The sequence below is a fragment of the Rhizobium cauense genome (assembly GCF_019511525.1).
GTDB classification, from domain to species: Bacteria; Pseudomonadota; Alphaproteobacteria; order Rhizobiales; family Rhizobiaceae; genus Rhizobium; species Rhizobium cauense.
This window is the reverse complement of sequence record NZ_JAEUAT010000012.1, coordinates 103,913-129,153: the sequence shown is the minus strand read 5'-3', so window position 1 is coordinate 129,153 and position 25,241 is coordinate 103,913. Positions and strand designations below refer to the sequence as shown.

General features: G+C 60.5%; 23 protein-coding genes. 14 read left to right on the top strand and 9 right to left on the bottom strand.

Annotated elements, in window-relative coordinates; translation table 11 throughout:
• Window positions 1-15: 15 nt before the first annotated feature.
• The 3 genes from JNB88_RS21700 to JNB88_RS21690 all read right to left on the bottom strand — a co-directional run bounded on the left by JNB88_RS21700 (window position 16) and on the right by JNB88_RS21690 (window position 4,708).
• On the bottom strand, window positions 16-924 hold the full coding sequence (locus JNB88_RS21700; RefSeq protein ID WP_220357248.1) for a LysR substrate-binding domain-containing protein: 909 nt from the start codon (window positions 922-924) through the stop codon (window positions 16-18).
• A gap of 169 nt (window positions 925-1,093) precedes the next feature.
• Window positions 1,094-2,974 carry a peptidoglycan L,D-endopeptidase MepK gene (locus JNB88_RS21695; RefSeq protein ID WP_220357213.1) on the bottom strand — a complete coding sequence of 627 codons (1,881 nt, stop codon included), beginning with the start codon at window positions 2,972-2,974 and terminating at the stop codon, window positions 1,094-1,096.
• A gap of 180 nt (window positions 2,975-3,154) precedes the next feature.
• The gene (locus JNB88_RS21690; protein WP_037133682.1) at window positions 3,155-4,708 is read right to left on the bottom strand and encodes a sigma-54-dependent transcriptional regulator; all 1,554 of its coding nucleotides are present in this window, start codon (window positions 4,706-4,708) and stop codon (window positions 3,155-3,157) included.
• A 208-nt stretch (window positions 4,709-4,916) separates the two neighbouring features.
• Here JNB88_RS21690 and JNB88_RS21685 point away from each other — a divergent pair, with 208 nt between their 5' ends.
• Genes JNB88_RS21685 through JNB88_RS21675 form a run of 3 tightly spaced genes read left to right on the top strand, consistent with a single transcriptional unit; the run spans window position 4,917 to window position 8,578 of the window.
• The gene (locus JNB88_RS21685) at window positions 4,917-6,773 is read left to right on the top strand and encodes a M3 family oligoendopeptidase (RefSeq protein ID WP_420832205.1); all 1,857 of its coding nucleotides are present in this window, start codon (window positions 4,917-4,919) and stop codon (window positions 6,771-6,773) included.
• 21 nt (window positions 6,774-6,794) lie between these two features.
• Window positions 6,795-7,955: an aminodeoxychorismate synthase component I gene (locus JNB88_RS21680; RefSeq protein WP_220357211.1), complete on the top strand. Its 1,161-nt coding sequence runs from the start codon at window positions 6,795-6,797 to the stop codon at window positions 7,953-7,955.
• Window positions 7,952-8,578, top strand: coding sequence for an aminotransferase class IV family protein (locus JNB88_RS21675; protein ID WP_220357210.1), 627 nt, complete (start codon window positions 7,952-7,954; stop codon window positions 8,576-8,578). The genes JNB88_RS21680 and JNB88_RS21675 overlap by 4 nt, the downstream gene beginning before the upstream one ends.
• Here JNB88_RS21675 and JNB88_RS21670 read toward each other — a convergent pair.
• Window positions 8,575-9,483, bottom strand: coding sequence for a sensor domain-containing diguanylate cyclase (locus JNB88_RS21670; RefSeq protein WP_220357209.1), 909 nt, complete (start codon window positions 9,481-9,483; stop codon window positions 8,575-8,577). The genes JNB88_RS21675 and JNB88_RS21670 overlap by 4 nt on opposite strands.
• Before the next feature lie 131 nt (window positions 9,484-9,614).
• Between JNB88_RS21670 and JNB88_RS21665 the strand changes: the two genes are divergently transcribed.
• From JNB88_RS21665 to hemH, 7 genes are all read left to right on the top strand, one after another.
• Window positions 9,615-9,899, top strand: coding sequence for a YciI family protein (locus JNB88_RS21665; protein WP_220357208.1), 285 nt, complete (start codon window positions 9,615-9,617; stop codon window positions 9,897-9,899).
• Window positions 9,900-9,919: 20 nt separating this feature from the next.
• Window positions 9,920-10,288 (top strand): nuclear transport factor 2 family protein, encoded by a 369-nt coding sequence (locus JNB88_RS21660; RefSeq protein ID WP_220357207.1) that lies wholly within the window; start codon window positions 9,920-9,922, stop codon window positions 10,286-10,288.
• 9 nt (window positions 10,289-10,297) lie between these two features.
• Window positions 10,298-11,164 carry a heme-dependent oxidative N-demethylase family protein gene (locus tag JNB88_RS21655; protein ID WP_220357206.1) on the top strand — a complete coding sequence of 289 codons (867 nt, stop codon included), beginning with the start codon at window positions 10,298-10,300 and terminating at the stop codon, window positions 11,162-11,164.
• Between the two features lie 139 nt (window positions 11,165-11,303).
• Window positions 11,304-12,755, top strand: a complete 1,452-nt coding sequence (locus JNB88_RS21650; protein WP_220357205.1) for a homospermidine synthase — start codon at window positions 11,304-11,306, stop codon at window positions 12,753-12,755.
• Window positions 12,756-12,924: 169 nt separating this feature from the next.
• Window positions 12,925-13,293, top strand: a complete 369-nt coding sequence (gene omp10 / locus JNB88_RS21645) for an outer membrane lipoprotein Omp10 (RefSeq protein ID WP_220357204.1) — start codon at window positions 12,925-12,927, stop codon at window positions 13,291-13,293.
• 398 nt (window positions 13,294-13,691) lie between these two features.
• Window positions 13,692-15,563 carry a bifunctional metallophosphatase/5'-nucleotidase gene (locus JNB88_RS21640; RefSeq protein WP_220357203.1) on the top strand — a complete coding sequence of 624 codons (1,872 nt, stop codon included), beginning with the start codon at window positions 13,692-13,694 and terminating at the stop codon, window positions 15,561-15,563.
• 122 nt (window positions 15,564-15,685) lie between these two features.
• The gene (gene hemH, locus JNB88_RS21635) at window positions 15,686-16,723 is read left to right on the top strand and encodes a ferrochelatase (RefSeq protein ID WP_220357202.1); all 1,038 of its coding nucleotides are present in this window, start codon (window positions 15,686-15,688) and stop codon (window positions 16,721-16,723) included.
• On the opposite strand, the gene queE is transcribed toward hemH, so the two are convergent.
• Genes queE through queC form a run of 3 tightly spaced genes read right to left on the bottom strand, consistent with a single transcriptional unit; the run spans window position 16,724 to window position 18,524 of the window.
• Window positions 16,724-17,461, bottom strand: a complete 738-nt coding sequence (gene queE / locus JNB88_RS21630; RefSeq protein ID WP_220357201.1) for a 7-carboxy-7-deazaguanine synthase QueE — start codon at window positions 17,459-17,461, stop codon at window positions 16,724-16,726.
• On the bottom strand, window positions 17,458-17,814 hold the full coding sequence (gene queD, locus JNB88_RS21625) for a 6-carboxytetrahydropterin synthase QueD (protein WP_220357200.1): 357 nt from the start codon (window positions 17,812-17,814) through the stop codon (window positions 17,458-17,460). The genes queE and queD overlap by 4 nt, the downstream gene beginning before the upstream one ends.
• On the bottom strand, window positions 17,814-18,524 hold the full coding sequence (queC, locus tag JNB88_RS21620) for a 7-cyano-7-deazaguanine synthase QueC (protein WP_220357199.1): 711 nt from the start codon (window positions 18,522-18,524) through the stop codon (window positions 17,814-17,816). Before queC ends, queD begins: the two co-directional genes overlap by 1 nt.
• 200 nt (window positions 18,525-18,724) lie before the next feature.
• Between queC and JNB88_RS21615 the strand changes: the two genes are divergently transcribed.
• Both JNB88_RS21615 and JNB88_RS21610 read left to right on the top strand, forming a co-directional pair.
• Window positions 18,725-19,729, top strand: a complete 1,005-nt coding sequence (locus JNB88_RS21615; RefSeq protein WP_220357198.1) for an SPFH domain-containing protein — start codon at window positions 18,725-18,727, stop codon at window positions 19,727-19,729.
• A 3-nt stretch (window positions 19,730-19,732) separates the two neighbouring features.
• The gene (locus tag JNB88_RS21610; RefSeq protein ID WP_220357197.1) at window positions 19,733-20,188 is read left to right on the top strand and encodes an NfeD family protein; all 456 of its coding nucleotides are present in this window, start codon (window positions 19,733-19,735) and stop codon (window positions 20,186-20,188) included.
• Here JNB88_RS21610 and JNB88_RS21605 read toward each other — a convergent pair whose 3' ends face one another.
• On the bottom strand, window positions 20,189-21,184 hold the full coding sequence (locus JNB88_RS21605; protein ID WP_220357196.1) for a KpsF/GutQ family sugar-phosphate isomerase: 996 nt from the start codon (window positions 21,182-21,184) through the stop codon (window positions 20,189-20,191).
• A 126-nt stretch (window positions 21,185-21,310) separates the two neighbouring features.
• On the opposite strand from JNB88_RS21605, the gene JNB88_RS21600 reads away from it, so the two are divergent.
• Window positions 21,311-22,825: an outer membrane beta-barrel protein gene (locus JNB88_RS21600; RefSeq protein WP_220357195.1), complete on the top strand. Its 1,515-nt coding sequence runs from the start codon at window positions 21,311-21,313 to the stop codon at window positions 22,823-22,825.
• 78 nt (window positions 22,826-22,903) lie between these two features.
• Here JNB88_RS21600 and galU read toward each other — a convergent pair whose 3' ends face one another.
• Window positions 22,904-23,791 (bottom strand): UTP--glucose-1-phosphate uridylyltransferase GalU, encoded by an 888-nt coding sequence (galU, locus tag JNB88_RS21595; protein WP_037133619.1) that lies wholly within the window; start codon window positions 23,789-23,791, stop codon window positions 22,904-22,906.
• 200 nt (window positions 23,792-23,991) lie between these two features.
• On the opposite strand from galU, the gene JNB88_RS21590 reads away from it, so the two are divergent.
• Window positions 23,992-25,215 carry a lytic murein transglycosylase gene (locus JNB88_RS21590; protein WP_220357194.1) on the top strand — a complete coding sequence of 408 codons (1,224 nt, stop codon included), beginning with the start codon at window positions 23,992-23,994 and terminating at the stop codon, window positions 25,213-25,215.
• Window positions 25,216-25,241 lie beyond the last annotated feature (26 nt).

The following is a 25,241-nucleotide window of genomic DNA, read 5'->3' as shown; positions in this document are numbered from 1 at the left end:
ATGTGCGAGCAGAGGTCAGTCCGTGGGTTTGGCAGGGCCATCCCTGCCTCGCGAGGCAACAAGGACATCGTGAAAAGCCTCAAACGCATCCGACCGGTCACCCCTGCGCCGCACGAGAAAGGTTTCCACAGCACCGACCTCGCGCGTGACGATATCGGCAGGCCAGCGCAGGAGATCGAACACCGAGCGCGGCATGACACCGCACGCATTGCCGGCGACGATACTTGCGAGGATCGCGTGGTAGGAAGCGAGTTCCAGCGTGCGCAGCGAGGTGGCGCCTTCCGCCCACTCCTCAGCCATGCGTCGATAGGTGCATCCTGGCTCCATGACCGCCAGTGTCCCAACGCGAAGGTCGGCTGCGAGTTCGACGTCGGGGTGCTTTGGGGGGAGCACGAGCACGAGGTCTTCGACATAAATGCGCCGGGCATCGAACCTACCGAAGTCGAGATCCCCATAGCGTGCCTGATCCAGCATCGCCTGCGGCGGCCGCGCCACCAGCGCGCAATCGATCTCTGCAGCGAGCACGCTCTGCATGAGCTCCCGTGTCGCCCCCATCGTGAGCTCCAGGGAAACGTTGGGCCAACGCGATCCAAACCGTCTGATGACCTCAGGAAGCCGGCTCGCTGCCGTACTCTCCATCGTCCCGACGCGAAGCGCGCCCGACACGCTCAGCGGCCGCACGGCCTGCCTTGCCTCCACAGCCAGATCGGCAAGCCGCGTCGCGTACGACAGAAAGATTGTCCCCTCACGCGTCAGCGACATCCTCCGGCCGTCACGGCTGAACAGCGGGACCCCAAGGTCCTCCTCGAGCTGCTGGATGCGCGTCGTCACGTTCGAGGGCACGCGGCCCATAACGGCGGCGGCCTTCGTTACGCTGCTGTGCGCAGCGACCGCCTGAAAGATTTCAATCGACGAGAGATCCATGTCTTCACTTATCGAGAATATCGGAACCGCTTTATTCTCGATATGGAAATTAAACGCAAGCCACTCTTTCCCCGACATGACCTCCTGCGACGCGACTTTCCGCCACAGGCGCAAGCAAAAGAGCCGCCGGATCGCTCCGACGGCTCTTTCAAATTCCTGTCCTTCGACCTCAGTTCGAGTCGAACTTCTTCACTTCCATGAAATTGACCGCGCTGCCGCTGAAACGGCCCGGATCGACGGAAGCCGTCTTGGTGAAACCTTCCGCATAGACCGAGGTCGGCTGCGCGCGAAGAGTCTGGCTGACGAAGCGCGGCGCCTTGACCGGCTTGGTGACCATTTCCATGCGAGCGTTGGTGAGCGCCCATTGCGAGATGATCTTCTGCGTCAGCTTAGGCTCGGTGCGAACGGTGGCACGGCTCGCGTCGGCTTCGGCAGCTTCATGCTTCGTCGGACGACCACCCTTGGTCGGCATGCCCTGCGACACGCCGCCGGCATCGGCCGGACGCGGCGCATCGAACCCATCGCCGAAGCTTGCGGACTTCGTGGCGGGAGCAAGCGCAGCAAGCTGTAGCGGTGGCTTTTCGCCTGGAACCTTTTGCGGCATTGCCGCGTTAATAGCCTGCTCGACGCTCGTGACCGACGCCTGGTTGGATGCGACCTGACGGTCGCCATCAACATTCTGCTGGTCAAGGGCATCGGCAACAGCCGGAGAAAGCGTATCCTCCTGCTCCGCCATATCGTCGTCTGCTTCAGCAGCGTCCGCTGCAGCAAGAAGCTTTTCGGCAAGCGCCGGTCGTTCAGCCGGTGTCGGAACCGCTGCGAGATTCCCCGTCATCGCAGACGGATCAGCCGAAGCGACCTCCGCGTCACCCGGAGAGCGGCGCGGTCCGAGCAGAGAAGGAACCGGTACGCTGTAGCCGCTGAGATCCGCGAACTGCTGCTGACTTTGATCGGTCACGGCAGCAAGGGCTTCCTGCGCTGCATTTCCGGACTGCGGAGGAATAAGGGCGTTGGCTATCTGGCTGCCGCCCGGCTCATTGGCGAACGCCGGACGCACTTGCGGAACCGGCGCGTTTACGCTTGCGACTTCTGTAGCCTGCGCGGGCTCTTGTTCGGCGGGATTGGCAGCGTTCGGCAAGACGGTCGTCGCGGCCGGCGCAGTGGCAACCGCTGTTGCACCGCTATCATCATTGTCCTCGGCTTCGTCAGCACCACCGCCGAAGAGGGCGGCGAAAAGCGTCCTGGGCTTACCCGCAGCGCCCGACGACGATCCGGTATATGCGCCTGAGCTTGCCATCATCACCTGCGAGGAGCTCACGCGACGCTTGTAATCAGCCACGGCCTGCTCATAGCCCGGCAGCGGACGGCCGTCCGCAGGGATGTGCATCGTGTTGCCATTGGGGAAAAGCCGGACCAGTTCCTGACGGCTCATGCGCGGCCAGGCGCGCACGCCGCCAACATCCATGTGAACGAAAGGAGAGCCGGATTTCGGATAGAATCCAACGCCGCCGACCTGCATTTTCATGCCGATACCGCGCAAAGTCGCCAGTTTGACGTCAGGAAGATAGAAATCCATCGCCTTGCCGAGCATATGCTGGCTCTTTTCGGCGACGCCCGAATTGCGCGAGCGGCCTTTCAGCATCGCGTTGGTAGACGGAGAGCGGAAGGCGGACACGACATGGATATAGTCGCGCGAGCCGCTCTGGCGGTAGACTTCCCAGACCAGGTCGAAAAGACGCGGGTCCATTCTCGTCGGCTGGTTCTTGCGCCAATCGCGCAGGAATCGGTTCAACTGCTGGAGGCCCTGGGTGTCGTATCGTCCGTTGCGTTTGAAGGTAATGACGGCCTTTTCGCCGGTGTGGACGAAATAGAGCTTGAGGCTACGTGTTTCGCCGGCCGCCTCGGAAGGCGAGCTGACCAGAACCGGCGACGAAACAGCGAGTGCGAGAAGGGCGGCCATAGCCGTCCTAAACACCTTTCCGCAAAGGTCCGTATACCTAGTGCGCACGTTCAGGCGCGAAGGTTTCGTATTCCCATTCAGATCCGGCAAACTCAATCCCCGTCAGACAGCCGATGGTCCCTCTTTGACACCGTTGACTGTTAAATGCGGTCACACGATGGCAAAAATGCCACACATGATCAACCTTTTCTTTACATAGTGAACAGGCCACTAACAAGTGGTTTATGATTGGTAACAAAAGATGATTGCCGGAATGTTAATTTAGGGGACTTATGCGGCGTCTTTCTGCGGATTGTCCGGATCTATGCCGTAATCCTTGAGCTTGCGGTACAATGTGGATCTTCCGATGCCCAATTTTCGGGCCACTTGACTCATCTGGCCGCGATAGAATTTAAGGGCGAATCGGATCAATTCCTCCTCCACATCCGCAAGCTTCCGCACGTCCCCGGCAGGGTTCGTGCTGGCAATTGCGTTATCAGGCGCCTCCGTGATTCGTGCCACGGCCTCTTCGACGCTGGCCTGGTGGGCCGGATACTCGCCTGTCGAAAAGTCGCTTTGCCTGTCATGGCGCGTGTTGTCCGCGACCAGTGCCAGGTGATCGACGACTTCGTATTCCGGTAGCTGCGCCGCAATTTGCGGGAAATCTGCTTCGGTCAGTTCATTGCCTTCGGCCAGGACGACAGCGCGGAAGATCGCGTTCTCGAGCTGACGGATATTGCCCGGCCAGTCATAGGCGGTGAGCAAGGCCAGCGCGCCGGCACTCACCGACATTCGGTGACCGCCCTTCTGCTCGCTCGAGAAGCGCTCGGTGAAGACGCGCACGAGATGTGGGATGTCTTCCTTGCGCTTGCGAAGTGCTGGAATGGTGATCGGGAAAACGTTCAGGCGATAATAGAGGTCTTCACGGAAATGCCCGTTCTTGACCTCTTCGATCAGATCCTTGTTGGTCGCCGAGATCAGCCGGACGTTGACCTTGTGCGCTGTACGCGCACCAACGGTCTCGATCTCTCCCTGCTGGACGGCGCGCAGCAGCTTGACCTGCACTTCGAGCGGCAGATCGCCGATCTCGTCGAGGAAAATCGTACCGCCGTCGGCTTCCATAAACTTGCCGATATGCTTTTCGGTGGCGCCAGTGAAGGCTCCCTTCTCATGACCGAAAAGGATACTTTCGACAAGATTGTGCGGAATGGCGCCGCAATTGACCGTGACGAACGGCTTGCCTGAGCGGTCGCTGCCGGACTGGATGGCACGGGCGACCAGTTCCTTGCCAACGCCCGACTCGCCTTCGAGCACGACGGGAATATTCGATTGCGCTGCGCGCTGCGCCAGATCGATGACGCGAAGCATCGCCGGGCTTGCCGAAACGATATCGTCGAAGCCGACAGCGCCGGAACGCGATCTGCGGCCAGCGCGTGCTTTGACTTCGCGCTGATCGAGCTTCAGGGCATTGGAGATCGAATTGGCAATCCGCTCAGGCGAGACCGGCTTGACGACGAAATCGAAGGCACCGGCGCGCATTGCCTGCACCACGGTCTCGATGCCGCCTTGCCCTGTCTGGACAATGACAGGAACATGCGTGCCGAATTCGTGCAGTGCTTCCAGGAATTCGAGGCCCGTCATCTCGGGCATCATCAGGTCGAGAACGATGACGTTGTAGAGGCCACTGCCTCTCTTCACCATCTCCAGCCCGATCCGGCCGTTTTCCGCCTGATGGACGACGTGGCCGTGACGCTCTATCGCGTTCTTGAGCAGTCGACGCTGGATCGGGTCGTCCTCGACGACGAGTATCTGCGCTGCACCCTTGAGCTCATGGTAACCGGTCATTGCTGCCTCACTTCATGCGAAACCTGAGACGCACTCTGGCAGAAAGGCTTGAACATCCTGTTTTGAGAAACAATTGCATTTTAACGTTTGTGACGAACCCGAATCCGACCCGAAACGGAGCTTGTGGGCAGCCGAAAGCCCCTTGATGCCAAGCCTTTAGCGGCATAGACAGTCAAGCCTGTCGCAAAAGAGGAAGAGGACTCCGATGATGAAAAACCCGCTCTCCGGCACCGCCATTAATTTTTCGGCAAGTTCTGCTGCCTCCGCGACCGACGCCGCTCTCGGCGATCTGCCGACCTGGAAGCTGCAGGATCTCTACCCCTCCGCAACGTCCACGGCCTTCACCGGCGACATGGAAAAAGCCGGAAAGCAGGCAATCGCCTTCGAAGAGAAGTGGAAGGGCAAGCTCGCCGACGCCGCGACCAAAAAAGGTGCCGAGGGCATTGGTCAGGCACTGAAGGAATACGAGGCGTTGGACGATATCATCGGACGCCTCGGCTCGTTTGCCGGCCTCACCTATTTTTCCGACACATCAAACCCGGTGAACGGCAAGCTCTATGGTGACGCCCAGGCGAAGATCACCGAGTTCTCCAGCCACCTGTTGTTTTTCGCGCTCGAGCTCAACCGCATCGACGACGCCGTCATCGATGCCTGCATGGCAAACGACCTGGATGCCGGCCACTACCGCCCCTGGCTCGTCGACCTGCGCAAGGACAAGCCCTACCAGCTGGAAGACAAGCTGGAACAGCTGTTCCTGGAAAAGTCGATGACATCGGCCGCCGCCTTCAACCGCCTGTTCGACGAGACGATGGCCGAGCTTCGCTTTGACGTCGACGGCGAGAAGCTGCCGCTCGAAGTCACGCTGAACATGCTGCAGGAAAAGGATCCGGAGATCCGCCGCAAGGGCGCGATGGCGCTGGCGCAGACCTTCAAGGAAAACCTGCGCATCTTCACGCTCATCACCAATACGCTCGCCAAGGACAAGGACATCTCCGACCGCTGGCGCGGCTTCGAGGACATTGCCGACAGCAGGCACCTTGCCAACCGCGTCGAGCGCGACGTCGTCGATGCGCTGGCGGCTGCCGTCAAGGAAGCCTATCCCCGCCTCTCGCACCGCTACTACAAGATGAAGGCAAAATGGCTCGGCATGGACCAGATGAATTTCTGGGACCGCAACGCCCCGCTGCCGGAAACCTCCAATGCCGTCATTCCCTGGAGCGAGGCGAAGGACACGGTTCTCTCCGCCTACGGCAACTTCGCGCCCGAGATGGCGGCGATCGCCAAGCGCTTCTTCGACGAGCAGTGGATCGACGCCCCCGTTCGCCCGGGTAAGGCACCCGGCGCCTTCGCCCATCCGACGGTTCCGTCGGCGCATCCCTATGTGCTCGTCAACTATCTCGGCAAGCCGCGCGACGTGATGACGCTCGCTCACGAACTTGGCCACGGCGTCCATCAGGTTCTCGCCGGCTCGCAGGGCGCGCTGATGTGCCAGACGCCATTGACGCTCGCAGAAACCGCATCCGTCTTCGGCGAGATGCTGACCTTCCGCGCCCTCCTCGACAAGACAAAGGACAAGCGTGAGCGCAAGGCGATGCTTGCCCAGAAGGTCGAGGACATGATCAATACGGTCGTGCGCCAGATCGCCTTCTATGAATTCGAGCGCAAGGTCCACACCGCCCGCAAGGCCGGCGAACTGACATCGGAGGATATCGGCGAACTCTGGCTCTCGGTGCAGTCGGAAAGCCTCGGGCCGGCGATCAAGATCTCGGAAGGCTACGAGACCTACTGGGCCTATATCCCGCACTTCATCCACTCGCCCTTCTACGTCTACGCCTATGCCTTCGGTGATTGCCTGGTGAACTCGCTCTATGCCGTCTACCAGAAGGCCGACAAGGGCTTCCAGGAGAAGTATTTCGAGCTTCTGAAGGCCGGCGGCACCAAGCATCATTCCGAACTCCTGAAGCCGTTCGGCCTCGATGCCACCGATCCGTCGTTCTGGAGCAAGGGGTTGTCGATGATCGAAGGGCTGATCGACGAATTGGAAGCGCTTGATAAGAGCGCATAAGCTCTCGATCCAAAGGCAGGCATGACCAAGGCTGAACGCTACGTTCTGTTCCGGGATGACACGACCGGGCAAGTGATGCTCTTTTCCGATCCGTCGGAGATCATCATCGCCCGGACGCGCGCCGAGTTCCTTGCCGGCCTTGCCCGAATGGAAGAAGCAAAAGCCGCAGGCAAATGGCTGGCGGGCTACATGGCCTATGAGGCGGGCTATCTCTTCGAAGAAAAGCTGGCGGCATTTCTGCCGGAATGCCGGGAGACGCCGCTGCTGGCCTTCGGCATCTTCGAAGCGCCCGAAGCCGATACCCACCCGCTTTCCCAGCCGAAACAGCGCACCGAGAACGGTGAGTTCCTGAGCGACCCCAGGGCCGGCTGGGATTTTGCTACATATAAAGAGCGCTTCGACCGCCTGCATTGGCACCTGCGGCAGGGCGACTGCTACCAGGCAAACCTCACCATGCCGATCACCGCCCGCTGGGACGGCGATCCGCGCGCGGCCTTCTGGTCGCTGATTTCAAGGCAGCCGGTGAAATACGGCGCGCTGGTCGATCTCGGCGGCCCCATCCTGCTTTCGCGCTCGCCCGAACTCTTCTTCCGCACCGACGAGGAAGGCTGGATCGAAACGCACCCGATGAAGGGAACGGCAAAACGCGGCGCCGATGATGCCGAGGACGCAGCGATCATCGCCGCGATGCGCGAGGACGTCAAAACCCAGGCCGAAAACCGCATGATCGTCGACCTGCTGCGCAACGACATCTCGCGCATCGCAGAGGTCGGCACCCTTGATGTGCCGAAACTCTTCGACATCGAGACCTATCCGACCGTGCACCAGATGGTCAGCCACGTGCAGGCGAAACTCCTCCCGGACCTGACTATCCGCGATATCTTCGCTGCCCTCTTTCCCTGCGGATCGATCACCGGCGCTCCAAAACTTAGTGCCATGCAGATCCTGCACACGCTGGAAGACACACCACGCGACGCCTATTGCGGCGCGATCGGTATGATTGCTCCATCAGGCGCCATGCGCTTTTCCGTCGCGATCCGCACTATCAGCGTCTTTTCCGATGGCAAGGCGGTCTTCAACGTCGGCGGCGGCATCGTCTTCGATTCCACCGCCGAAGCGGAATACGAGGAATGCCTGCTGAAGGCGCGGTTTGCGATCGGCGATCAGGAGATCGCGCGATGAACGACTTCTCGCTGATCGAAACACTGCGCTGGGAGCCGGAAATTGGTTTCGTCAGGCTGCGTCTGCATCTTGCCCGCCTTTCCCGCTCCGCCCGCCGCACCGGCTTTCCCGAGCCAACAGGCGCTGCCGCGAAACTGGAAGAGGCGGTTGCCGGCGCCACGACGGCCCTGCGAATGCGGTTGACGCTTGATCGACTGGGGCAAATCGAGGTCACTGCTGCGCCTTTCGCACCGATACCGGAGGGCATCACATGGAAGGTCCGGATTGCCAAAACCCGTCTCGATTCCGCCGATAAACTGCTGCGAATGAAGACGACACGCCGCGACGTTTACGAGACTGCGCGCGCAGAATATCCGGCGTCCGAAGCCGACGAAGTTCTGCTTCTGAACGAGCGCGGCGAGGTCTGCGAAGGTACGATCACCTCGGCCTTCCTCGATGACGGTTCGGGCACGCTGCGCACGCCGCCGATTTCCTGCGGCCTGCTATCAGGCGTCTTGCGCACGGAACTGATTTGCCAACGCAAGGCCCGCGTTGGACGAATCTCCGTAGACGATCTGATGACCGGAAAGCTCTACATGGGCAATTCGCTGCGCGGGCTGATCCCGGCCCGGATCGTCGGCTAGGCCACGATCTTCAGCCGGTCCCTGCCGCTTTGCTTGGCGATATACAAGGCTTCGTCCGCACGGGCATAGACCTCACGCGCCGTCTCGCCGGATCGCAACTCGGCCAATCCCGCCGAGCAGGTATAAGAGAAGGACGGTGCGGCCGGGATCGGACTGGCTACACGCACCATTGCGATGATGCGCTCGATGATCAGCTCGGCCTGCGCCAGGGTCGTATCCGGCAGGATCAGCATGAACTCCTCACCGCCGATCCGCCCGAAACTGTCACGCCGGCGGATGACCGGCTGCACGCGACGGGAAAAATCAATCAGCACATCGTCACCGAACTGATGACCGTAGACGTCGTTGATGCGTTTGAAGAAGTCGAGATCGATGATGCAGATGCAGCCGGCAATATCGGGATTGGCGGAGTCTTGCCGCGCGATCAGGCTTTCCAGCGCAGCCATCATGAAGCGGCGGTTGGAGATGCTGGTGAGTTCATCCGTCTGCGAGGCCCGCAGCGCAAAGTCACGGTCCTGTCGCACATCGCGCTCGCTCTGCTTCAGATGCGTGATGTCGCTGGCGATGCAAAGCATCCAGCCATCTTTCTGCACTGTCTCCGTCATCCAGAACCAGCGCCCATCGACGACATCGGTTTCGAAAGCCCTGAACGGCAGCTTGCCCCGGCGCGATTGCGCGGAAACGAGCCACACCTCGAAATCGGCGGTGCGAATGATCGTCCCCTTGCCGGCGCGCGTGTTGCGCCGCATCAGTTCCGACCACAGGGGCGTTTCATCTGGTTCGATGGCGTAGGTCGAACGAAAGGCCGGATTTGCATAACGCAGTCGATCCTCCTGATCGTAGAGGGCGATCAGGACGGCACTGTTTTCCTGCAACTCGGCAAGCCGCTCAGATATCTGGTTCATCCGATTGTTCCGGGCGTGCTGACTTAACGGTTCGCACTTTGGAGCAGAATTCTAAAAAGAATATGGATGGCTCCACGGCAATTGAATATTCACATACGTCGGAACGCAACGCCCTGAAAGGAAATTCTGCAATGTTCATCCTCGCCCTGACTTACGTGAAGCCGAACGAGGAAGCCGACAAGCACATGGAGCCGCATATGGCCTGGGTCAGGGAAGGCTATGCAAAGGGCTGGTTCCTCGCCTCCGGCCGCAAAGTGCCGCGCACCGGCGGTGTCGTCCTTGCGATCGGTCAGCGCGCCGAAATCGAAGCCTATGTCGCCGAGGACCCGTTCACGGTGCATGGCGTCGCCGAATACGAAATCACCGAGGTAGCCATCACGACCACGGCCGAAGGGCTGGATCTCCTGAAGAGCTGAACGACCACGACAGGAACGGCATGAGCGACCTCACCGAACATCTTCAATCTCTGGAACAGCGGCTATTCGAGCCTGAGATCCGCGCCTCCGTGACAGCGCTTGCGTCTCTTCTCTCGCCTGAGTTCAGGGAAATCGGTGCATCCGGTCGCCTCTATGGATACGGGGACGTCGTCGCCGACCTGCTCGCAGAGCCGCCGGATGGGACGACACGCACATTGACGGACTTCGAGCTGCGATTGCTCGCATCCGACCTGGCGCTCGTCACCTACCGGGCGACACGGAATGTCCCGGCTGGTCCGCCGGTCAGATCGCTGCGCAGTTCCATCTGGCGCCATGATGCCGATGGCGAGTGGCGCATGGTCTTCCATCAGGGGACGTTGACCGGATAGAGTGCCGTCATGACGCTTCCGATCTACACGCCCTATGACGGTTCCGCCCGCCCATTCACCATCGGCTTGATGCCGCTCGATCTCGCCCGCTGGATCGAACCGGACGACGATTGGGGGCGCTATGTCGGCGAAAAGCGAAGGCTCCTCGACGCCCATCGCGATGAGATCTTCGTGGCCGAGGACGGAACCGAAGAGGCACAACAAGAGGCTTACGATCTCCTCCGGGCTCACCTTGCCGAGCGCCATCCCGGGCTTTCGGACGACGCGACCGACTGCAACACCCCACCCCTCCTGCGCGCCGGGCTGCTGGTGCAAGACGACCTCGTCATCATGCGCCGCAAGGAGGAAGGCTGGCATCTTGTCGCTGGTTTCGTCGCCTTTCCCTCCTCCTGGTCGCTGCAGGAGAAGTTCGGTCGCCCGATGCAGGCGATCCACGCCGACGTGCCCGGGTTTGGCGAAGGCACCCGCAACGCGGCGCTCATCACCCGCATCTTTGATAACCTCCAGGTTTCACAGCCGGTGGAAAGGCTGAACTGGTCGGTCAATATCACGGACGATCTCTTCCTGCCTGTTTCCAAGCACCGTCGCCCGCCCTCTGCCGACGCCTTTACCCTCGCCGAGCGTTTTGCCCGGGTTGAGCGCCAGACGCTGCGCAAGCTGCCCAAGTCTGGCGACATCCTCTTCACAATCCGCGTCTATGTCGATCCAATCGCCGCGATCGCCCATCACCCCAGCGCCGGCTGGCTCGCTGCGAGCTTCGCCGAGCAACTGGAAGCGCTCGATGAGCAGCAAGCCGCCTACAAGGGCCTCACCCTGCAAAAAGCAGAGCTTGCGTCCAAGCTTCGTGCGCTAGCCGATGCCCTCTCGCCCGTCTGATAGTTGCGTTCCGGGACCAACACTCTTTATTGTGACGCGGTTTTATGGTTAGAGCCGGTAATCTCGCATTATCTGCGCATTTTCAGATAAATTCTTAGAGGCTATCGCCTTCGTCGCCTTCCACAGGAGAAAAGAAAGAATGACAGAACACAACCACCCGGTATATGCCGAAATTACCGGCCCGATCGTGATGATCGGCTTTGGCTCCATCGGCCGTGGCACCCTGCCGCTGATCGAGCGCCACTTCAAATTCGACAAGAGCCGGATGGTTGTCATCGACCCGCGCGACGACGCAGATCACACCGAGATCATGGCAAAGCACGGCGTGAAGCACATCAAGGCTCATGTCACCAAGGACAACTACAAGGAGCTGCTGAAGCCGCTTCTGACTGAAGGCGGCGGCCAGGGCTTCTGCGTCAATCTTTCCGTCGATACCGGGTCCGTTGACCTGATGAAGCTTTGCCGCAAGCTCGGCGCCCTCTACATCGACACAGTTATCGAGCCCTGGCTCGGCTTCTATTTCGACAAGAGCATGAAGAACGCCGACCGCACCAACTATGCGCTGCGTGAAACCCTTCGCAAGGAAAAGGCCAAGAACCCCGGCGGTCCGACTGCTGTTTCGACATGCGGCGCAAACCCGGGCATGGTCTCGTGGTTCGTCAAGCAGGCGCTCGTCAACCTCGCCAAAGACATCGGCCTGAAGTTCGAGGAGCCGGATCAGCATGACCGCGAAGGCTGGGCCAAGCTGATGAAGAAGGTCGGCGTCAAAGGCATCCACATCGCAGAGCGCGACACCCAGCGCACCAAGCATCCGAAGCCGCTGAACGTCTTCTGGAACACCTGGTCCGTCGAAGGCTTCATCTCCGAAGGTCTGCAGCCCGCCGAACTCGGCTGGGGCACCCACGAAAACTGGATGCCGAAGAACGGCAAGAAGCACAAGAAGGGCTGCAAGGCAGCGATCTACCTCGAGCAGCCCGGCGCCAACACCCGCGTTCGCACCTGGTGCCCGACGCTTGGCCCGCAGTACGGCTTCCTCGTAACCCACAACGAGGCGATCTCGATCGCCGACTTCTTCACCGTTCGCGACAAGGACGGCGAAGTTACCTTCCGCCCAACCTGCCACTACGCCTATCATCCGGCGAACGACGCGGTTCTCTCGATGCATGAGATGTTCGGCAACGGCGGCAACCCGCAGCCGGTTCAACACGTTCTCGACGAGAAAGAGTTGGAGGACGGCATCGACGAACTCGGCGTCCTGCTCTACGGCCACGCAAAGAACGCCTACTGGTACGGCTCACGCCTGTCGCTGGAAGAAACCCGCCGCATCGCGCCTTACCAGAACGCAACCGGCCTGCAGGTGACCTCCGCCGTTCTCGCCGGCATGGTGTGGGCGCTCGAAAACCCTGATGCCGGCATCGTCGAAGCCGACGAGGTCGACTACAAGCGCTGCCTGGACGTCCAGGCGCAGTATCTCGGCCCGGTCGAAGGTCACTACACGGACTGGACTCCGCTCGACGGCCGTCCGGGTCTCTTCCCGGAAGAGATCGACGCCAAGGATCCGTGGCAGTTCAAGAACATTCTCGTTCGCTGATCCTGTCCGAACCCGCATTCGAAGATGCCCGCCTCAAGCGGGCATTTTTGTAACGCCTGCTGTATAAATGCCGCCTGGAGAGCGTAAAGTCTTGCCTTCCCGGGCGGCCCGCGCCATGTGTCTCACAACCAAACGGATAGTTCTCGTTCCGAATCCCCGGGAGAAGCTTATGAAAATCAGAACCCTCCTTGTCCTTCTTGGCGCCGCTGCAGCCCTGGCTGCTTGCAATACGTCGTCGCCACGCCCGATGCCGGTCGCAGCAACTCCGGCTCAGACAGGCGTTGAGGGTTCATGGTCGGATCCGAACGGCATCATCTCCACGTTCCAGGCTGGAACCTTCACCACCCGCACGACCGACAGCAACCAGCTTCTCGCCTCAGGCACTTATGTGAATACCTCCCCGTCGCTGGTCGAGATCAACATGACCTCGCTCGTGCGCAAGACGCAGTCCAAGGTCAACTGCGCGCTGGTGAGCCAGAACCAGCTCAACTGCACCTCCGATGCCGGGTCACAATTCACGCTCGCGCGCCGCATGTAGAGCTGTAAAGTTCGATTTGCGTTGGACTAAATGGTTCTGGTCTGCCAAAAGCCTCCGAGGACGCGACCGCCGTTATTTATAGAACGGGGTCGGGCGACCGATTGACGTCACGTTGCTGCCGCGAGATCACGCTGGCCGTCCTCAAATTCTCAACAAGCCGGTTTCAGAGGATGACTGCTTTCGCAGCCTGAGTAGATTTTCGTCGTTCAAAGAAAGCAGCTCTAAGGCTTGTTGAAAGCAGCCTCTCGCGAGGTTTTTCGTTTACCGCCCTTGGAATGCGCCGCTTCTGTCACAGCTTTTTCTCTTGCCGCCGCTAAGGGCTTGATGGAAACATCGAGCCCGCAGAGACGGCGGAGCGCAGGGGACAAAGGCTTCGCCCCAAAAATCAGGAGAGCAGGATGACGAAATCATTTCAATTCGGTCTGCTGACCGCGTCGATACTGGCGCTGTCGAGCGGCGCCGCCTTTGCCGATTACGAACTCAATATTCTTCACATCAACGATTTCCACTCGCGCATCGAAGCGATCAACAAGTTCGATTCCACCTGCTCGGCCGAAGAAGAGGGCAAGAAGGAATGCTTCGGAGGTGCGGCGCGCCTGAAGACCGCGATCGACCAGCGTCGAAACGACCTCAACGGCAAGAACGTGCTGCTGCTCAATGCCGGCGACAATTTCCAGGGCTCGCTGTTCTACACGACCTACAAGGGCGCCGCCGAAGCCGAAGTGCTGAACGACATGAAGTTCGACGTGATGACCGTCGGCAACCATGAGTTCGACGACAGCGAGGATGGTCTCGCAACCTTCCTCGACAAGGTGAAATTCCCGGTCATTTCAGCCAACGTCCTGGCTGGTGACGGCTCGAAGCTTGGCGACCGCATCAAGCCGTCGCTGGTGCTCGATGTCGGTGGCCAGAAGATCGGTATTGTCGGCGCGGTAACCAACGACACCGAAGAACTCTCCTCTCCCGGCCCGAAAGTGATGATCGCCGACGACGTGCAGACCATCACGGCCGCAGTCGAAGACCTGAAGAAGCAGGGTATCAACAAGATCATCGCGTTGACCCATGTCGGCTATCCGCGAGACCTCGCCGCCATCGCCAAGATTCCCGATGTTGACGTCGTTGTCGGCGGCCATTCGCACAGCCTGCTGTCCAATACCGATCCGAAGGCGGAAGGCCCCTACCCGACGATGGTCGACAATCCCGGCGGCTACAAGGTACCGGTGGTCCAGGCCGCGTCCTACAGCAAGTATCTCGGCGATCTCGTGGTCACCTTCGATGACAATGGCGTCGTCAAGGAAGCCAAGGGCGATCCGATCCTGATCGATTCCTCGTTCACCCCTGATCCGACTTTGACTACCCGGATCGAGGAACTCGCCAAGCCGATCGAGGAGCTGCGCAAGAAGGTTATCGGCTCCACCGAATCCCCGATCCAGGGCGACCGCACCGTCTGCCGCGTCGAGGAGTGCTCGATGGGCAACCTCGTGGCCGATGCCATGCTCGACCGCGGCAAGAGCCAGGGCATGACCATCGCCATCCAGAATGGCGGTGGCTTGCGCGCATCGATCGATGCCGGCGACGTCACCCAGGGCGAAGTCATCACCGTTCTCCCGTTCCAGAACACGCTGGCAACCTTCCAGCTGACCGGTGCCGATATCCGCAAGGCGCTGGAAAACGGCCTCAGCAAGATCGAGGAAGGGGCGGGCCGGTTCCCGCAGGTATCAGGCCTCAAATACAGCTTCGACAAGTCGAATCCCGCAGGCAGCCGTCTCGTTTCCGTCGAAGCGAAGGAAGGCGACGCCTTCGTGCCGCTGGATGATGCCAAGACCTATGGCGTTGTCACCAACAACTTCATGCGTGCAGGCGGCGACGGCTACTCGATCTTCGAGACCGCAGGCAAGAACGCCTATGATTTCGGACCGGATCTTGCCGACGTCACTGTCGAGTATCTGGCAGCGCACTCGCCCTACAAGCCCTACACCGACGGCCGCGTGACCGAAGTTGCGGCAGCGGGCGCAGAAGCCCCGGCAGCGACCGCTCCAGCTGTGTCTGCGCCGGCCGCAGCACCGGCGGCATCCACGGCCGCGGCACCCGCAGCCCTTGCCCCGAATACGCCGACCAGCCACGTCATCGCCGCGGGCGATACGCTCTGGGATCTCGCCAAGCAGTTCTATGGCGAGGGCGCGCTCTGGAAAAAGATATCGGAAGCCAACGGAACGCCGGCACCACGTCACCTGACCATCGGCAAGGAACTGCAGATTCCGTCGAAGTAAGACGATTTGTCTCGATCCTGAAAGCTGGTCCGGGGTTTCCCGGGCCGGCTTTTGTTCCTATAGGGTGAACCATCAAGGCTTGGCTGCGTATGAGCCGGAGCCGACCAGACACCGGGGTTTAGATGACGACTGTTGATACTGCACACCGCCCTGCGGACCACCCGCCCGTCAAATCCGGCAAAGTGGGCGTCCTGCTCGTCAACCTCGGTACGCCCGATGGCACCGATTACACCTCCATGCGCCGGTACCTGAAGGAATTCCTGACCGACAAGCGCGTCATCGAATGGTCGCCCTGGAAGTGGTACCCGATCCTCTTCGGCATCGTCCTCAACACCCGCCCCGGCAAGGTCGGCAAGGCCTACGAGCTGATCTGGAACAAGGACAAGAACGAAAGTTACCTGCGCACCTACACCCGCAGCCAGGCCGAACTGATGGCCGATCGCCTCACGGACCTGCCCAGCGTCCAGGTCGACTGGGCGATGCGCTACGGCACCCCGTCGATCGCCTCGCGCATCCAGGCGCTGAAGGACGACGGCTGCGACAGGATTGTGCTGTTCCCGCTCTACCCGCAATACGCTGCTGCAACGACGGCGACGGTCAACGACAAGGCCTTCCAGCATCTCCTCAAGATGCGCTGGCAGCCGGCACTGCGCACGGTTCCCGACTATCACGACGACGACGCCTACATCGATGCGCTGGCGAACTCGGTCACCAGGCATCTTCAGACCCTGGACTGGGAACCGGAGAAGATCATCGCCTCCTTCCACGGCATCCCGATGTCCTACTTCGAGAAGGGCGATCCCTATTACTGCCAGTGCCAGAAGACCGGCCGCCTGCTGCGCGAACGGCTGGGACTGCCCGAAGACAAGTTCATGGTGACCTTCCAGTCCCGCTTCGGGCCGGAAGAGTGGCTTCAGCCCTATACCGACAAGACCGTCGAAAAGCTGGCGCAGGAAGGCGTCAAGAAGATCGCCGTCCTGAACCCCGGCTTCGTCTCCGACTGTCTGGAAACGCTGGAAGAAATCGCCGAGCAGGCGGCCCATTCCTTCCACGAAAATGGCGGCGAGAAGTTCGCCCACATCCCCTGCCTGAACGACAGCGAGGACGGCATGCGGGTGCTGGAAAAGGTCGTCCGCCGCGAACTGCTCGGCTGGGCCTGATCAGACGCCGCGCTTGTTGCCCCAGAGCAGAACATGCAGCTGGGGCAGCACACGAGCCTCGAACCACTGGTCCTCGGTCACCTTGTCGACCAGCCACAGCATCCTGTCCATGATGCCGTCGATATCGACGCGCGCATCATCGTCATCAGGCGGTGGCGGGGTGTGATTGCCCGGTTGCAGATAGACGGACAGCTCTGGATAGCGCGCTGACGCCTCTCGTGCGTAGGCATAGTCGCGGTCGTCGAAAACGACGATCTTCAGCGCGATCTCGGGCCCGTTGCCTGCCAACTGAAGACAGTGCTCGAAGGCATCCCAATCCGTCGCCATGCCGCTCGACGGCGGCTTCGGGCTCAGCACCAGCACATCGAGATCGGCAAACCACTCCTTGGCAACGCTGCCCTGCGTTTCCAGCGCGAACTTGTAGCCTTGCGCATGCCCATGAGCGATGAGGCCGCCAAGCGGCTGGATCGCCGGGTTGCCACCCGAAAGCGATATCATCAGCGGCTTGCCGCCTGAGAGCCGTGTCACCTCACCCCATATGCCGTCGACAGTCATCGGCAGCCATTGATCGCGATACTCGCTATCGACCGCATGCAGACTGTCGCACCACGAACAGCGGTAATCGCAGCCGCCCGTACGGACGAAAACCGTCGGCAGGCCGATCAGTATGCCTTCGCCTTGGATCGTCGGTCCGAAGATCTCGCTGACGCGGATCTGCGCCTCGCGAGCCCCGCTCATGGCCGGTATTCCGCCCAGGTCTTCGGTGTCTCGCTGACGCGCACAGCCGAGGTCTCCGGCAGCCGCTCCTTGCACCAATCGTAGAAGTGCTTGGCGAGATACTCCGATGTTACGCGGTCATGGCCGAAGAGGTCGTTCAGGTGCCGATGGTCGAAGCGCTCGTCGATGTAGCGCTTCAAAGGCGAAAGCTCATGATAGTCGCGCACGAAGCCGTTCTCATCGAGCCCGGCGGAAGACAGTTCAACGACGACTATGTAATTGTGCCCATGCAGCCTGGCGCATTGGTGATCGGCAGGCAGATGCGTCAACTGATGGGATGCGGAGAAGTGGAACTCCTTGGTGATGCGAAACATCACTTCACCTCCCTTGCCGCGTAGCCTGAGGTTGCCGCCACCCAGAAGTTCGGGTCTTCATACTCGGTAGGATCGGCGACACCGGCCAGATGAAAGGCCTCGCGCCGTTCAACACAGGTTCCGCATCGCCCGCAATGGCGTGTACCACCCTTGTAGCAAGACCATGTCTCGGCAAAGCGAGTCCCGTATTTCACGCCATCGGTGACGATATCGGCTTTGGAGACGTTGACGTAGGGGGCCAGCAGCGAAACGCTGGCATAGCCATCCAGCGCCTGGTTCTGCATCTCCTGGAAGGCATCGATGAAACCCGGGCGGCAATCCGGATAGATGAAATGATCGCCGCCATGCACCGCAACGGCCACCGCATCGGCCTTCTGAGCCGCAGCGAGGCCGAAGGCGATTGCCAGCATGATTGCGTTGCGGTTCGGCACCACGGTCGCCTTCATCGTCTCCTCAGCATAGTGGCCGTCGGGAACGTCGACATCGTCGGTCAACGCCGATCCTATGAGATGGCGGCCGATGGTGCGGATATCGATGATCTGGTGGGGCACGCCGAGCCGCTTGGCACAGGCCGTGGCGAAGTCCAGCTCCTTGCGGTGGCGCTGTCCGTAATCGAAGGAAAGCAGTCCGATGAGTTGATGTTCCGCTGCAACCCTGTGGGCGAGCGAAATGGAGTCCAATCCGCCGGAGCAGATGACGATGGTCTTCATGATGAGGATCCCTTGTTTTGACCGGGTGGGCTGCGACCGGTATTTCCTGCGCGCGTTCTAGGCCAAAGTGACCCCGTTGTGAATAGCCAGCGAACTCCCCATATCGAATCTATCGCCATTGCGTCGCGCGCCGAAGCTACTGGCGTTTGAGGTTGGCTCGTTTAAGGTTGTGCCAATCGATTCTATCGCGGGGGAGTTTTATGGTTCTGGGCGGCTTTGATATCGTCGTTATTGCTCTGGTGGTCTTCGTCATCCTGGTTCTGTTTGCCGGGATCAAGACCGTCCCACAGGGCTATCGCTACACGATCGAGCGCTTCGGCCGCTACACCCGCACCCTTGAACCGGGTCTCAACCTGATCGTTCCCTTCATCGAGCGTGTCGGCGCCCGCATGAATGTGATGGAGCAGGTTCTCAACGTGCCGACGCAGGAAGTCATTACCAAGGACAACGCCTCCGTTTCCGCCGATGCGGTCGCCTTCTACCAGATCCTCAATGCTGCGGAAGCCGCCTACCAGGTGTCGAACCTCGAGAACGCCATCCTCAACCTGACGATGACCAACATCCGTTCGGTCATGGGCTCGATGGACCTCGACGAACTGCTGTCGAACCGCGACGCGATCAACGATCGCCTGCTGCGCGTCGTCGATGACGCAGTCCAGCCATGGGGTATCAAGGTGACGCGTGTCGAGATCAAGGACATCCAGCCGCCGCGCGATCTTGTGGACGCGATGGCGCGGCAGATGAAGGCCGAGCGCGAAAAACGCGCGCAGGTACTCGAAGCGGAAGGCTCGCGCAACGCCCAGATCCTGCGCGCCGAAGGCGCCAAGCAGTCAGCCATCCTGCAGGCCGAAGGTCAACGCGAAGCTGCCTTCCGCAACGCCGAGGCTCGTGAACGTCTGGCCGAGGCCGAAGCCAAGGCGACAAAAATGGTGTCCGAAGCCATCGCCTCGGGCAACGTTCAAGCCATCAACTACTTCGTCGCGCAGAAATACACCGAAGCGCTCGCCTCTATCGGTACCGCCGGCAATTCCAAGGTCGTGCTGATGCCCATGGAGGCTTCCTCCCTTATCGGATCGCTTGGCGGCATCGGCGCCATCGCCAAGGAGGTCTTCGGTGACACCCCGACGCCGCCGGCACCGCGCCCGCAATCAACGCCGCGCAGCGCGCCGACGGTCAACCCCTTCAACCCGCCAACGGAGCGCTGAGCCATGATCGCCGGCCTTGTCGCGGAACTCGGACCCTGGAGCTGGTGGATTGCCGGCCTGGTGCTGTTGGCGGCGGAGATGCTCGTGCCCGGCTTCTTCCTCGTCTGGATCGGCCTTGCTGCCTTGATTGTCGGCATGCTGTCACTGCTGTTCTGGGATAGCAGCTTCTGGCTGTGGCAAGTCCAGGCCATCGTATTTGCGCTGCTTGCTGTCGCGGCAACGCTCGTCGGTCGCAGGCTGATCCTGCGGCACGGAGAAACAGATCAGCCTTTCCTCAATCAGCGGGCCGAAAGCCTCGTCGGGCGCACGGCAACGCTCGCGGAACCCATTCGCGAAGGCCGCGGACGTATTCGCCTCGATGATACGGTATGGCGCGTCAGCGGCCCCGACCTGCCTGTTGGCACCAAGGTAAAGGTGGTCGCAACCGACGGCCGCTATCTGACCGTGGAATCGGCCTGATCAGGCCACGCCGATCCGAAGTAGGTCGTGGAAGTGTACCAGTCCGACCGGGCGGTTGTCGTCGTCGACAACGATCAGGGCACCGATGCTGTGCTGGTTGAGCATGGCAAGCGCAGCTGTTGCCAGCACCGTCGGCTTCACCGTCTTCGGCGTGCGCGTCATGATGTCGTCGACCACCAGTTCGGAGAGGTTGCGCGTCAGGTTCCGGGCCAGATCGCCCTCGGTGATGATGCCGCAGAGACGCTCATCCTCGTCCAGAATGCCGACGCAGCCGAAATGCTTGCGAGACAGCGTCGAGATGGCCACAGGAACGGGCGTACCCTTGGCAACAAGGGGAACGCGATCGCCCGTGTGCATGATATCGGCCACATGGCTGAGACTTGCCCCAAGTTTGCCGCCCGGATGAAACACGTGGAAATCGCGCGCCGTAAAGCCACGCGCGTCGAGCAGCGCGATGGCGAGCGCGTCACCCATGGCAAGCTGCATCAGCGTCGAGGTGGTCGGCGCAAGCCCGTGCGGACAGGCCTCCTCCTCGTTCGGCATCAGCAGGATGATATCAGAGGCAGTGGCGAGCGAGGACTTCTCGGAACAGGTAACGGCAATCAGCGGAATCGAGAAACGCCGTGTGTAGGCAATAATGCTGCGAAGCTCGGCGCTTTCCCCACCCTTTGAAAGGGCAAGGACGACATCCGTCGTGCCGATCATCCCGAGATCACCATGGTTTGCTTCGGCGGCATGGACAAAGAAGGCCGGTGTGCCGGTCGAGGCCAGTGTCGCTGCGAGCTTTACGCCGATGTGGCCGCTCTTGCCGACACCGGTAACGATAACGCGACCGGTAATCCGGTTGATCGTCTCGACAGCGCGCATGAAAGGCTCGGCAAGCCCGTCGTCAAAGGCTCGCTCGAGGGCTTCAAGCGCCCGCCGTTCGGTACCGATCGTCCGCTTTGCCGACGCGAGAACGCCGTTTTCGATGACATTTGCCGCTCTTTTGATCATGGCACTGCGTTAGCGGTTTTCATCCGCCGAGTCCATCGGCTGATCCGCAAGGCGCGCCAGGGCAACGAATGGTTAACCACAAGCCTTTACGTTCGGGTAACGACTTCGAAGCATGCCAGGATTGAAATGGGCGATTGGAAGGATACGAGCAGTCTAACGCCGCTCCGCGCGGCGAGCTTTGCCGTGTCCATGGCGCTGGCGGGAAGTGTCTTTCTTGCCCCTCAAGGCTCACTTGCTCAATCGGCCACGGCGAGCGGTGCAACGCGTCCCTCCCCTACCCTCCCAGCATCGACAGTCGAGGATGCTGGCGACGCCCCGGCGTCACCGTCCGACACCACTGCGGGCGGCGGAGCTGTGCAACCAGATGCCGACACCACGTCCACACCCGATCCGAAACCGAGCGACGAAATCACCGGAGCGATTCTCGATCAGGACATGCTTCGCCTGAACACGCGCGAGGCGCCGCTCGACGAGCGGCTGCCAGCCCGCAAACCGGAGCCGAACCCGGCAACAGAGGAAACACCAGGCATTCACGTCGGTACCTTCGTGCTGCGCCCCGCCATCACCCAGAGCATCAACACGGAAACCCAGGATGACGGCGGCATCAAGCAGACACGTGCATTTCTCGAAACGGATCTGCACGCGACGCTGACATCCGATTGGGCGCTGCATCAGCTCATGATTACCACTGACGGCGCCTGGCAGCAGAATGTCAGCGGCGAAGGCGAGGAGCAACCGGAGTTCAGAATCAACGGCGACCTGCGCCTCGATCTTCCGGAGGACACAACGGCACATCTCACCGGCGGCTATCGTTTCTATCGCGAGGACACCGATGATCCGAACGCCGTCCAGAATGCAGACAAACAGTCGGATGTGCAGGAATTCGGCGCCGGCGCATCGATCGAGCGCGACTTCGGTATCCTGCGAGGCAGCACCGGCATCGATCTCACCCGCGCGATCTACTCCGACGCGACGCTGTCCGATGGCACCACCGTTTCACTCAGCGACCGCAACCAGACGACCGGTACGATCCGCGGACGCATCGGCTATGAGCTTTCCCCCGCGCTCATCCCATTCATCGAGGCCAATGTCGGCAAGACCGTCTACGACGAGGCCGTTGATTCCGCCGGCTTCCGCAGGTCGGGTGACAGTTACGGCGCCAAAGTCGGCGCCGAACTGGATATGGGTGAAAAGCTTCGTGGCGAGGTTGGGGTCGGTTATGAAACCGCCACATTCGATGACCCCCGCCTCTCGGATATAGACGCGGTCGTGGTGGACGCGCAGCTTCTTTGGTCGCCGCTGAGAGGCACGGACGTCGCCATCGGCCTGCTGACAAGCATCAACCCGTCGACGACCGCTGGCGAATCCGGCTATGTCTCGCATGCTCTGACGACCGGCATCACCCACCAGCTCCGCGACAATCTGACGGGAACGGTTCTCGGCGGCATCACATTCCGTGACTACCCCTCAGACAGCCCGACCAGCGACGAGACGGTCTACAGCACGAGCGCCGGCCTCACCTGGAACATCAACCGCTATCTCGATCTGACCAGCACGATCGGCTACGAACTGACTTCCCGCAAGACGACGAGCGACTCCGATCAATGGCGTGCCGGCGTCGGCCTCAAGCTGAAACGCTGAAACGCTGAAATGAAATCCGCCTCCAAGTGGGAGACTTGAAGGCGGATCCAATTTGTACAAAAGCCAGGTGAATTGGTCTTAGAGACCCTTCAACAGCGCCTTGAAGCCTTCCTCGACGCTCGGGCGAATGTCGGCACGTTCCAGTGCAAACGCCACGTTGGCGAGAATGAAGCCGTCCTTGGCGCCGCAGTCATAGGTCGTGCCACGGAAGTGATAGCCTGCGAAGGTCTGATCCTTGAGCAGCTTCAGCATGCCGTCCGTCAACTGGATCTCGTTGCCGGCGCCACGCTCCTGGGTTTCCAAGATCTTGAAGACCTCAGGCTGCAGGATGTAGCGGCCGTTGATGAAGTAGTTCGAAGGAGCAGTGCCCTTTGCCGGCTTCTCGACCATGCCGGTGATGCGGAAACCATCACCGATCGCTTCACCGACGCCAACGATGCCATACTTGTGAGCCTGATCAGGGGCGCATTCCTCGACGGCGATAATGTTGCCACCGCTCTGGGCATAGAGGTCGATCATGCCCTTCATGCAACCCTTGCCTTCGCTCTTCATGATCATGTCGGGCAACAGCAGCGCGAACGGCTCGTTGCCGACGATCTCGCGGGCGCACCAGACGGCGTGGCCGAGCCCGAGCGGCTCCTGCTGGCGGGTGAAGCTGACCGTACCAGCCTTGGGAAGCTGGCCGGCAAGCAGCGTCATTTCCGCCTTCTTGCTGCGCTCGCGCAACGTCTGCTCGAGTTCGAAGTGGATATCGAAGTAATCTTCGATGATGTGCTTGTTGCGACCCGTGACAAAAACGAAGTGCTCGATGCCAGCTTCCAGGGCTTCGTCGACCACATACTGAATGATGGGTTTATCGACGACAGTCAGCATTTCCTTCGGCACTGCTTTGGTAGCCGGGAGAAAGCGAGTCCCGAGGCCAGCAACTGGAAATACAGCTTTGCGAACTTTTTTATGCTCTGCCACACAATCCTCCTGCGATGATCACATCGCTTGAAATAAAAGGCATTTTTGATTGGACTAGATGAGATTTGCTACCGTTTTGCAAATGGTGACTGCGTTCACGTGTCATGGTAAAGAATTTGTTGACTCCGTTCAGGTAGTCTCGGGCCTGAGCGGAACTTCGCGCTCTGCTGTGCCTGAAACGAAAGGACGGATGACCGCCGATGACTCAAAATCACAGAAATTCCCTTCGTGGTCTTGCTATTGCACTCATCGTGACCGCGTCCACCGGCCTGGCCCCCATCAACGCGAAAGCAGATCAGCGGTTCCAGAAGTGGATCGCGGACTTTTATCAAACTGCCGCTCAAAATGGCATCAGCAAGGCAACCTATCGCAAAGCCTTCGCAGGCGTCAGCGATCCGGACCCGACAGTCCTCGAGAAGGCGGCCTATCAGCCTGAATTTACAACAAAAATCTGGGACTACGTAGATTCCCGTGTAAATCCCTACACGGTCCAGATCGGCCGCCAGATGGCCGCCAAACATGCCGCAACGCTGAATGCGATCGAACGCCGCTTCGGAGTCGACAAATCGATTCTCCTCGCGATATGGTCGATGGAATCCAATTATGGCGCAGTTCTCGACAAGGACGACCGCCTGCACTACGTGCCCCGCGCCCTGGCGACACTTGCATATGCCGATGAGCGCCGTGCAAAGTTTGCCAAGAAGCAGCTCATCGCGGCTCTGAAGATCCTCCAGAACGGCGACATCTCTTCTGATGGCATGACCGGTTCCTGGGCAGGCGCCATGGGCCACACCCAGTTCATTCCGACAAGCTATCTGCTCTATGCAGTCGACGCGGACGGCAACGGCCACCGCGACATCTGGAACTCCGTGCCAGATGCCCTGGCGACGTCTGCAAACCTTCTGATGAAGAACGGCTGGGACAGAGGCAAGACCTGGGGCTACGAGGTCGTCGTGCCGCCGAACGCACGCAAGCAGGTCGGCAAGACCCACACGCTGGCGCAGTGGGCCTCCCTTGGCCTGACACGGCCTAACGGCAAAGGCTTCCGGGATGGTGGCGGCAATGCGGTCCTCAAGATGCCGGCGGGTCCGAACGGCCCTGGCTTCCTCATGACCAGCAACTTCTTCACGATCAAGAGATACAACGCCTCGGACAGCTATGCGATCGGCGTCGGGCTGCTTGCAGACGAGCTCGCCGGCTACGGCGGCATGAAACAGCGCTGGCCCCGACCGGACGGCACCCTCGACATGAAAGAGAAGTTCGAACTGCAGACGCGCCTGAAGACGCTTGGCTATTACGACGGCGAGGTCGATGGAAACTTCGGCAGCGGATCCAAGGCAGCCATTGCGGCAGTCCAGGCTCGCATGGGAATGCAACAGGACGGCGAGCCATCGCTGCCGCTCCTGAACGCGCTTCGCAGGTAGAATAATCGGCGACATGCATTTTGGGG

Excerpts from the sequence above, each read along its gene's own strand:
- JNB88_RS21700 (WP_220357248.1), bottom strand. The coding sequence starts at position 924 with ATGGATCTCTCGTCGATTGAAATCTTTCAGGCGGTCGCTGCGCACAGC.
- JNB88_RS21690 (WP_037133682.1), bottom strand. The coding sequence starts at position 4,708 with ATGACCGGTTACCATGAGCTCAAGGGTGCAGCGCAGATACTCGTCGTC.
- JNB88_RS21685 (WP_420832205.1), top strand. The coding sequence starts at position 4,917 with ATGAAAAACCCGCTCTCCGGCACCGCCATTAATTTTTCGGCAAGTTCT.
- JNB88_RS21680 (WP_220357211.1), top strand. The coding sequence starts at position 6,795 with ATGACCAAGGCTGAACGCTACGTTCTGTTCCGGGATGACACGACCGGG.
- JNB88_RS21675 (WP_220357210.1), top strand. The coding sequence starts at position 7,952 with ATGAACGACTTCTCGCTGATCGAAACACTGCGCTGGGAGCCGGAAATT.
- JNB88_RS21670 (WP_220357209.1), bottom strand. The coding sequence starts at position 9,483 with ATGAACCAGATATCTGAGCGGCTTGCCGAGTTGCAGGAAAACAGTGCC.
- JNB88_RS21665 (WP_220357208.1), top strand. The coding sequence starts at position 9,615 with ATGTTCATCCTCGCCCTGACTTACGTGAAGCCGAACGAGGAAGCCGAC.
- JNB88_RS21660 (WP_220357207.1), top strand. The coding sequence starts at position 9,920 with ATGAGCGACCTCACCGAACATCTTCAATCTCTGGAACAGCGGCTATTC.
- JNB88_RS21655 (WP_220357206.1), top strand. The coding sequence starts at position 10,298 with ATGACGCTTCCGATCTACACGCCCTATGACGGTTCCGCCCGCCCATTC.
- JNB88_RS21650 (WP_220357205.1), top strand. The coding sequence starts at position 11,304 with ATGACAGAACACAACCACCCGGTATATGCCGAAATTACCGGCCCGATC.
- omp10 (WP_220357204.1), top strand. The coding sequence starts at position 12,925 with ATGAAAATCAGAACCCTCCTTGTCCTTCTTGGCGCCGCTGCAGCCCTG.
- JNB88_RS21640 (WP_220357203.1), top strand. The coding sequence starts at position 13,692 with ATGACGAAATCATTTCAATTCGGTCTGCTGACCGCGTCGATACTGGCG.
- hemH (WP_220357202.1), top strand. The coding sequence starts at position 15,686 with ATGACGACTGTTGATACTGCACACCGCCCTGCGGACCACCCGCCCGTC.
- queE (WP_220357201.1), bottom strand. The coding sequence starts at position 17,461 with ATGAGCGGGGCTCGCGAGGCGCAGATCCGCGTCAGCGAGATCTTCGGA.
- queD (WP_220357200.1), bottom strand. The coding sequence starts at position 17,814 with ATGTTTCGCATCACCAAGGAGTTCCACTTCTCCGCATCCCATCAGTTG.
- queC (WP_220357199.1), bottom strand. The coding sequence starts at position 18,524 with ATGAAGACCATCGTCATCTGCTCCGGCGGATTGGACTCCATTTCGCTC.
- JNB88_RS21615 (WP_220357198.1), top strand. The coding sequence starts at position 18,725 with ATGGTTCTGGGCGGCTTTGATATCGTCGTTATTGCTCTGGTGGTCTTC.
- JNB88_RS21610 (WP_220357197.1), top strand. The coding sequence starts at position 19,733 with ATGATCGCCGGCCTTGTCGCGGAACTCGGACCCTGGAGCTGGTGGATT.
- JNB88_RS21605 (WP_220357196.1), bottom strand. The coding sequence starts at position 21,184 with ATGATCAAAAGAGCGGCAAATGTCATCGAAAACGGCGTTCTCGCGTCG.
- JNB88_RS21600 (WP_220357195.1), top strand. The coding sequence starts at position 21,311 with ATGGGCGATTGGAAGGATACGAGCAGTCTAACGCCGCTCCGCGCGGCG.
- JNB88_RS21590 (WP_220357194.1), top strand. The coding sequence starts at position 23,992 with ATGACTCAAAATCACAGAAATTCCCTTCGTGGTCTTGCTATTGCACTC.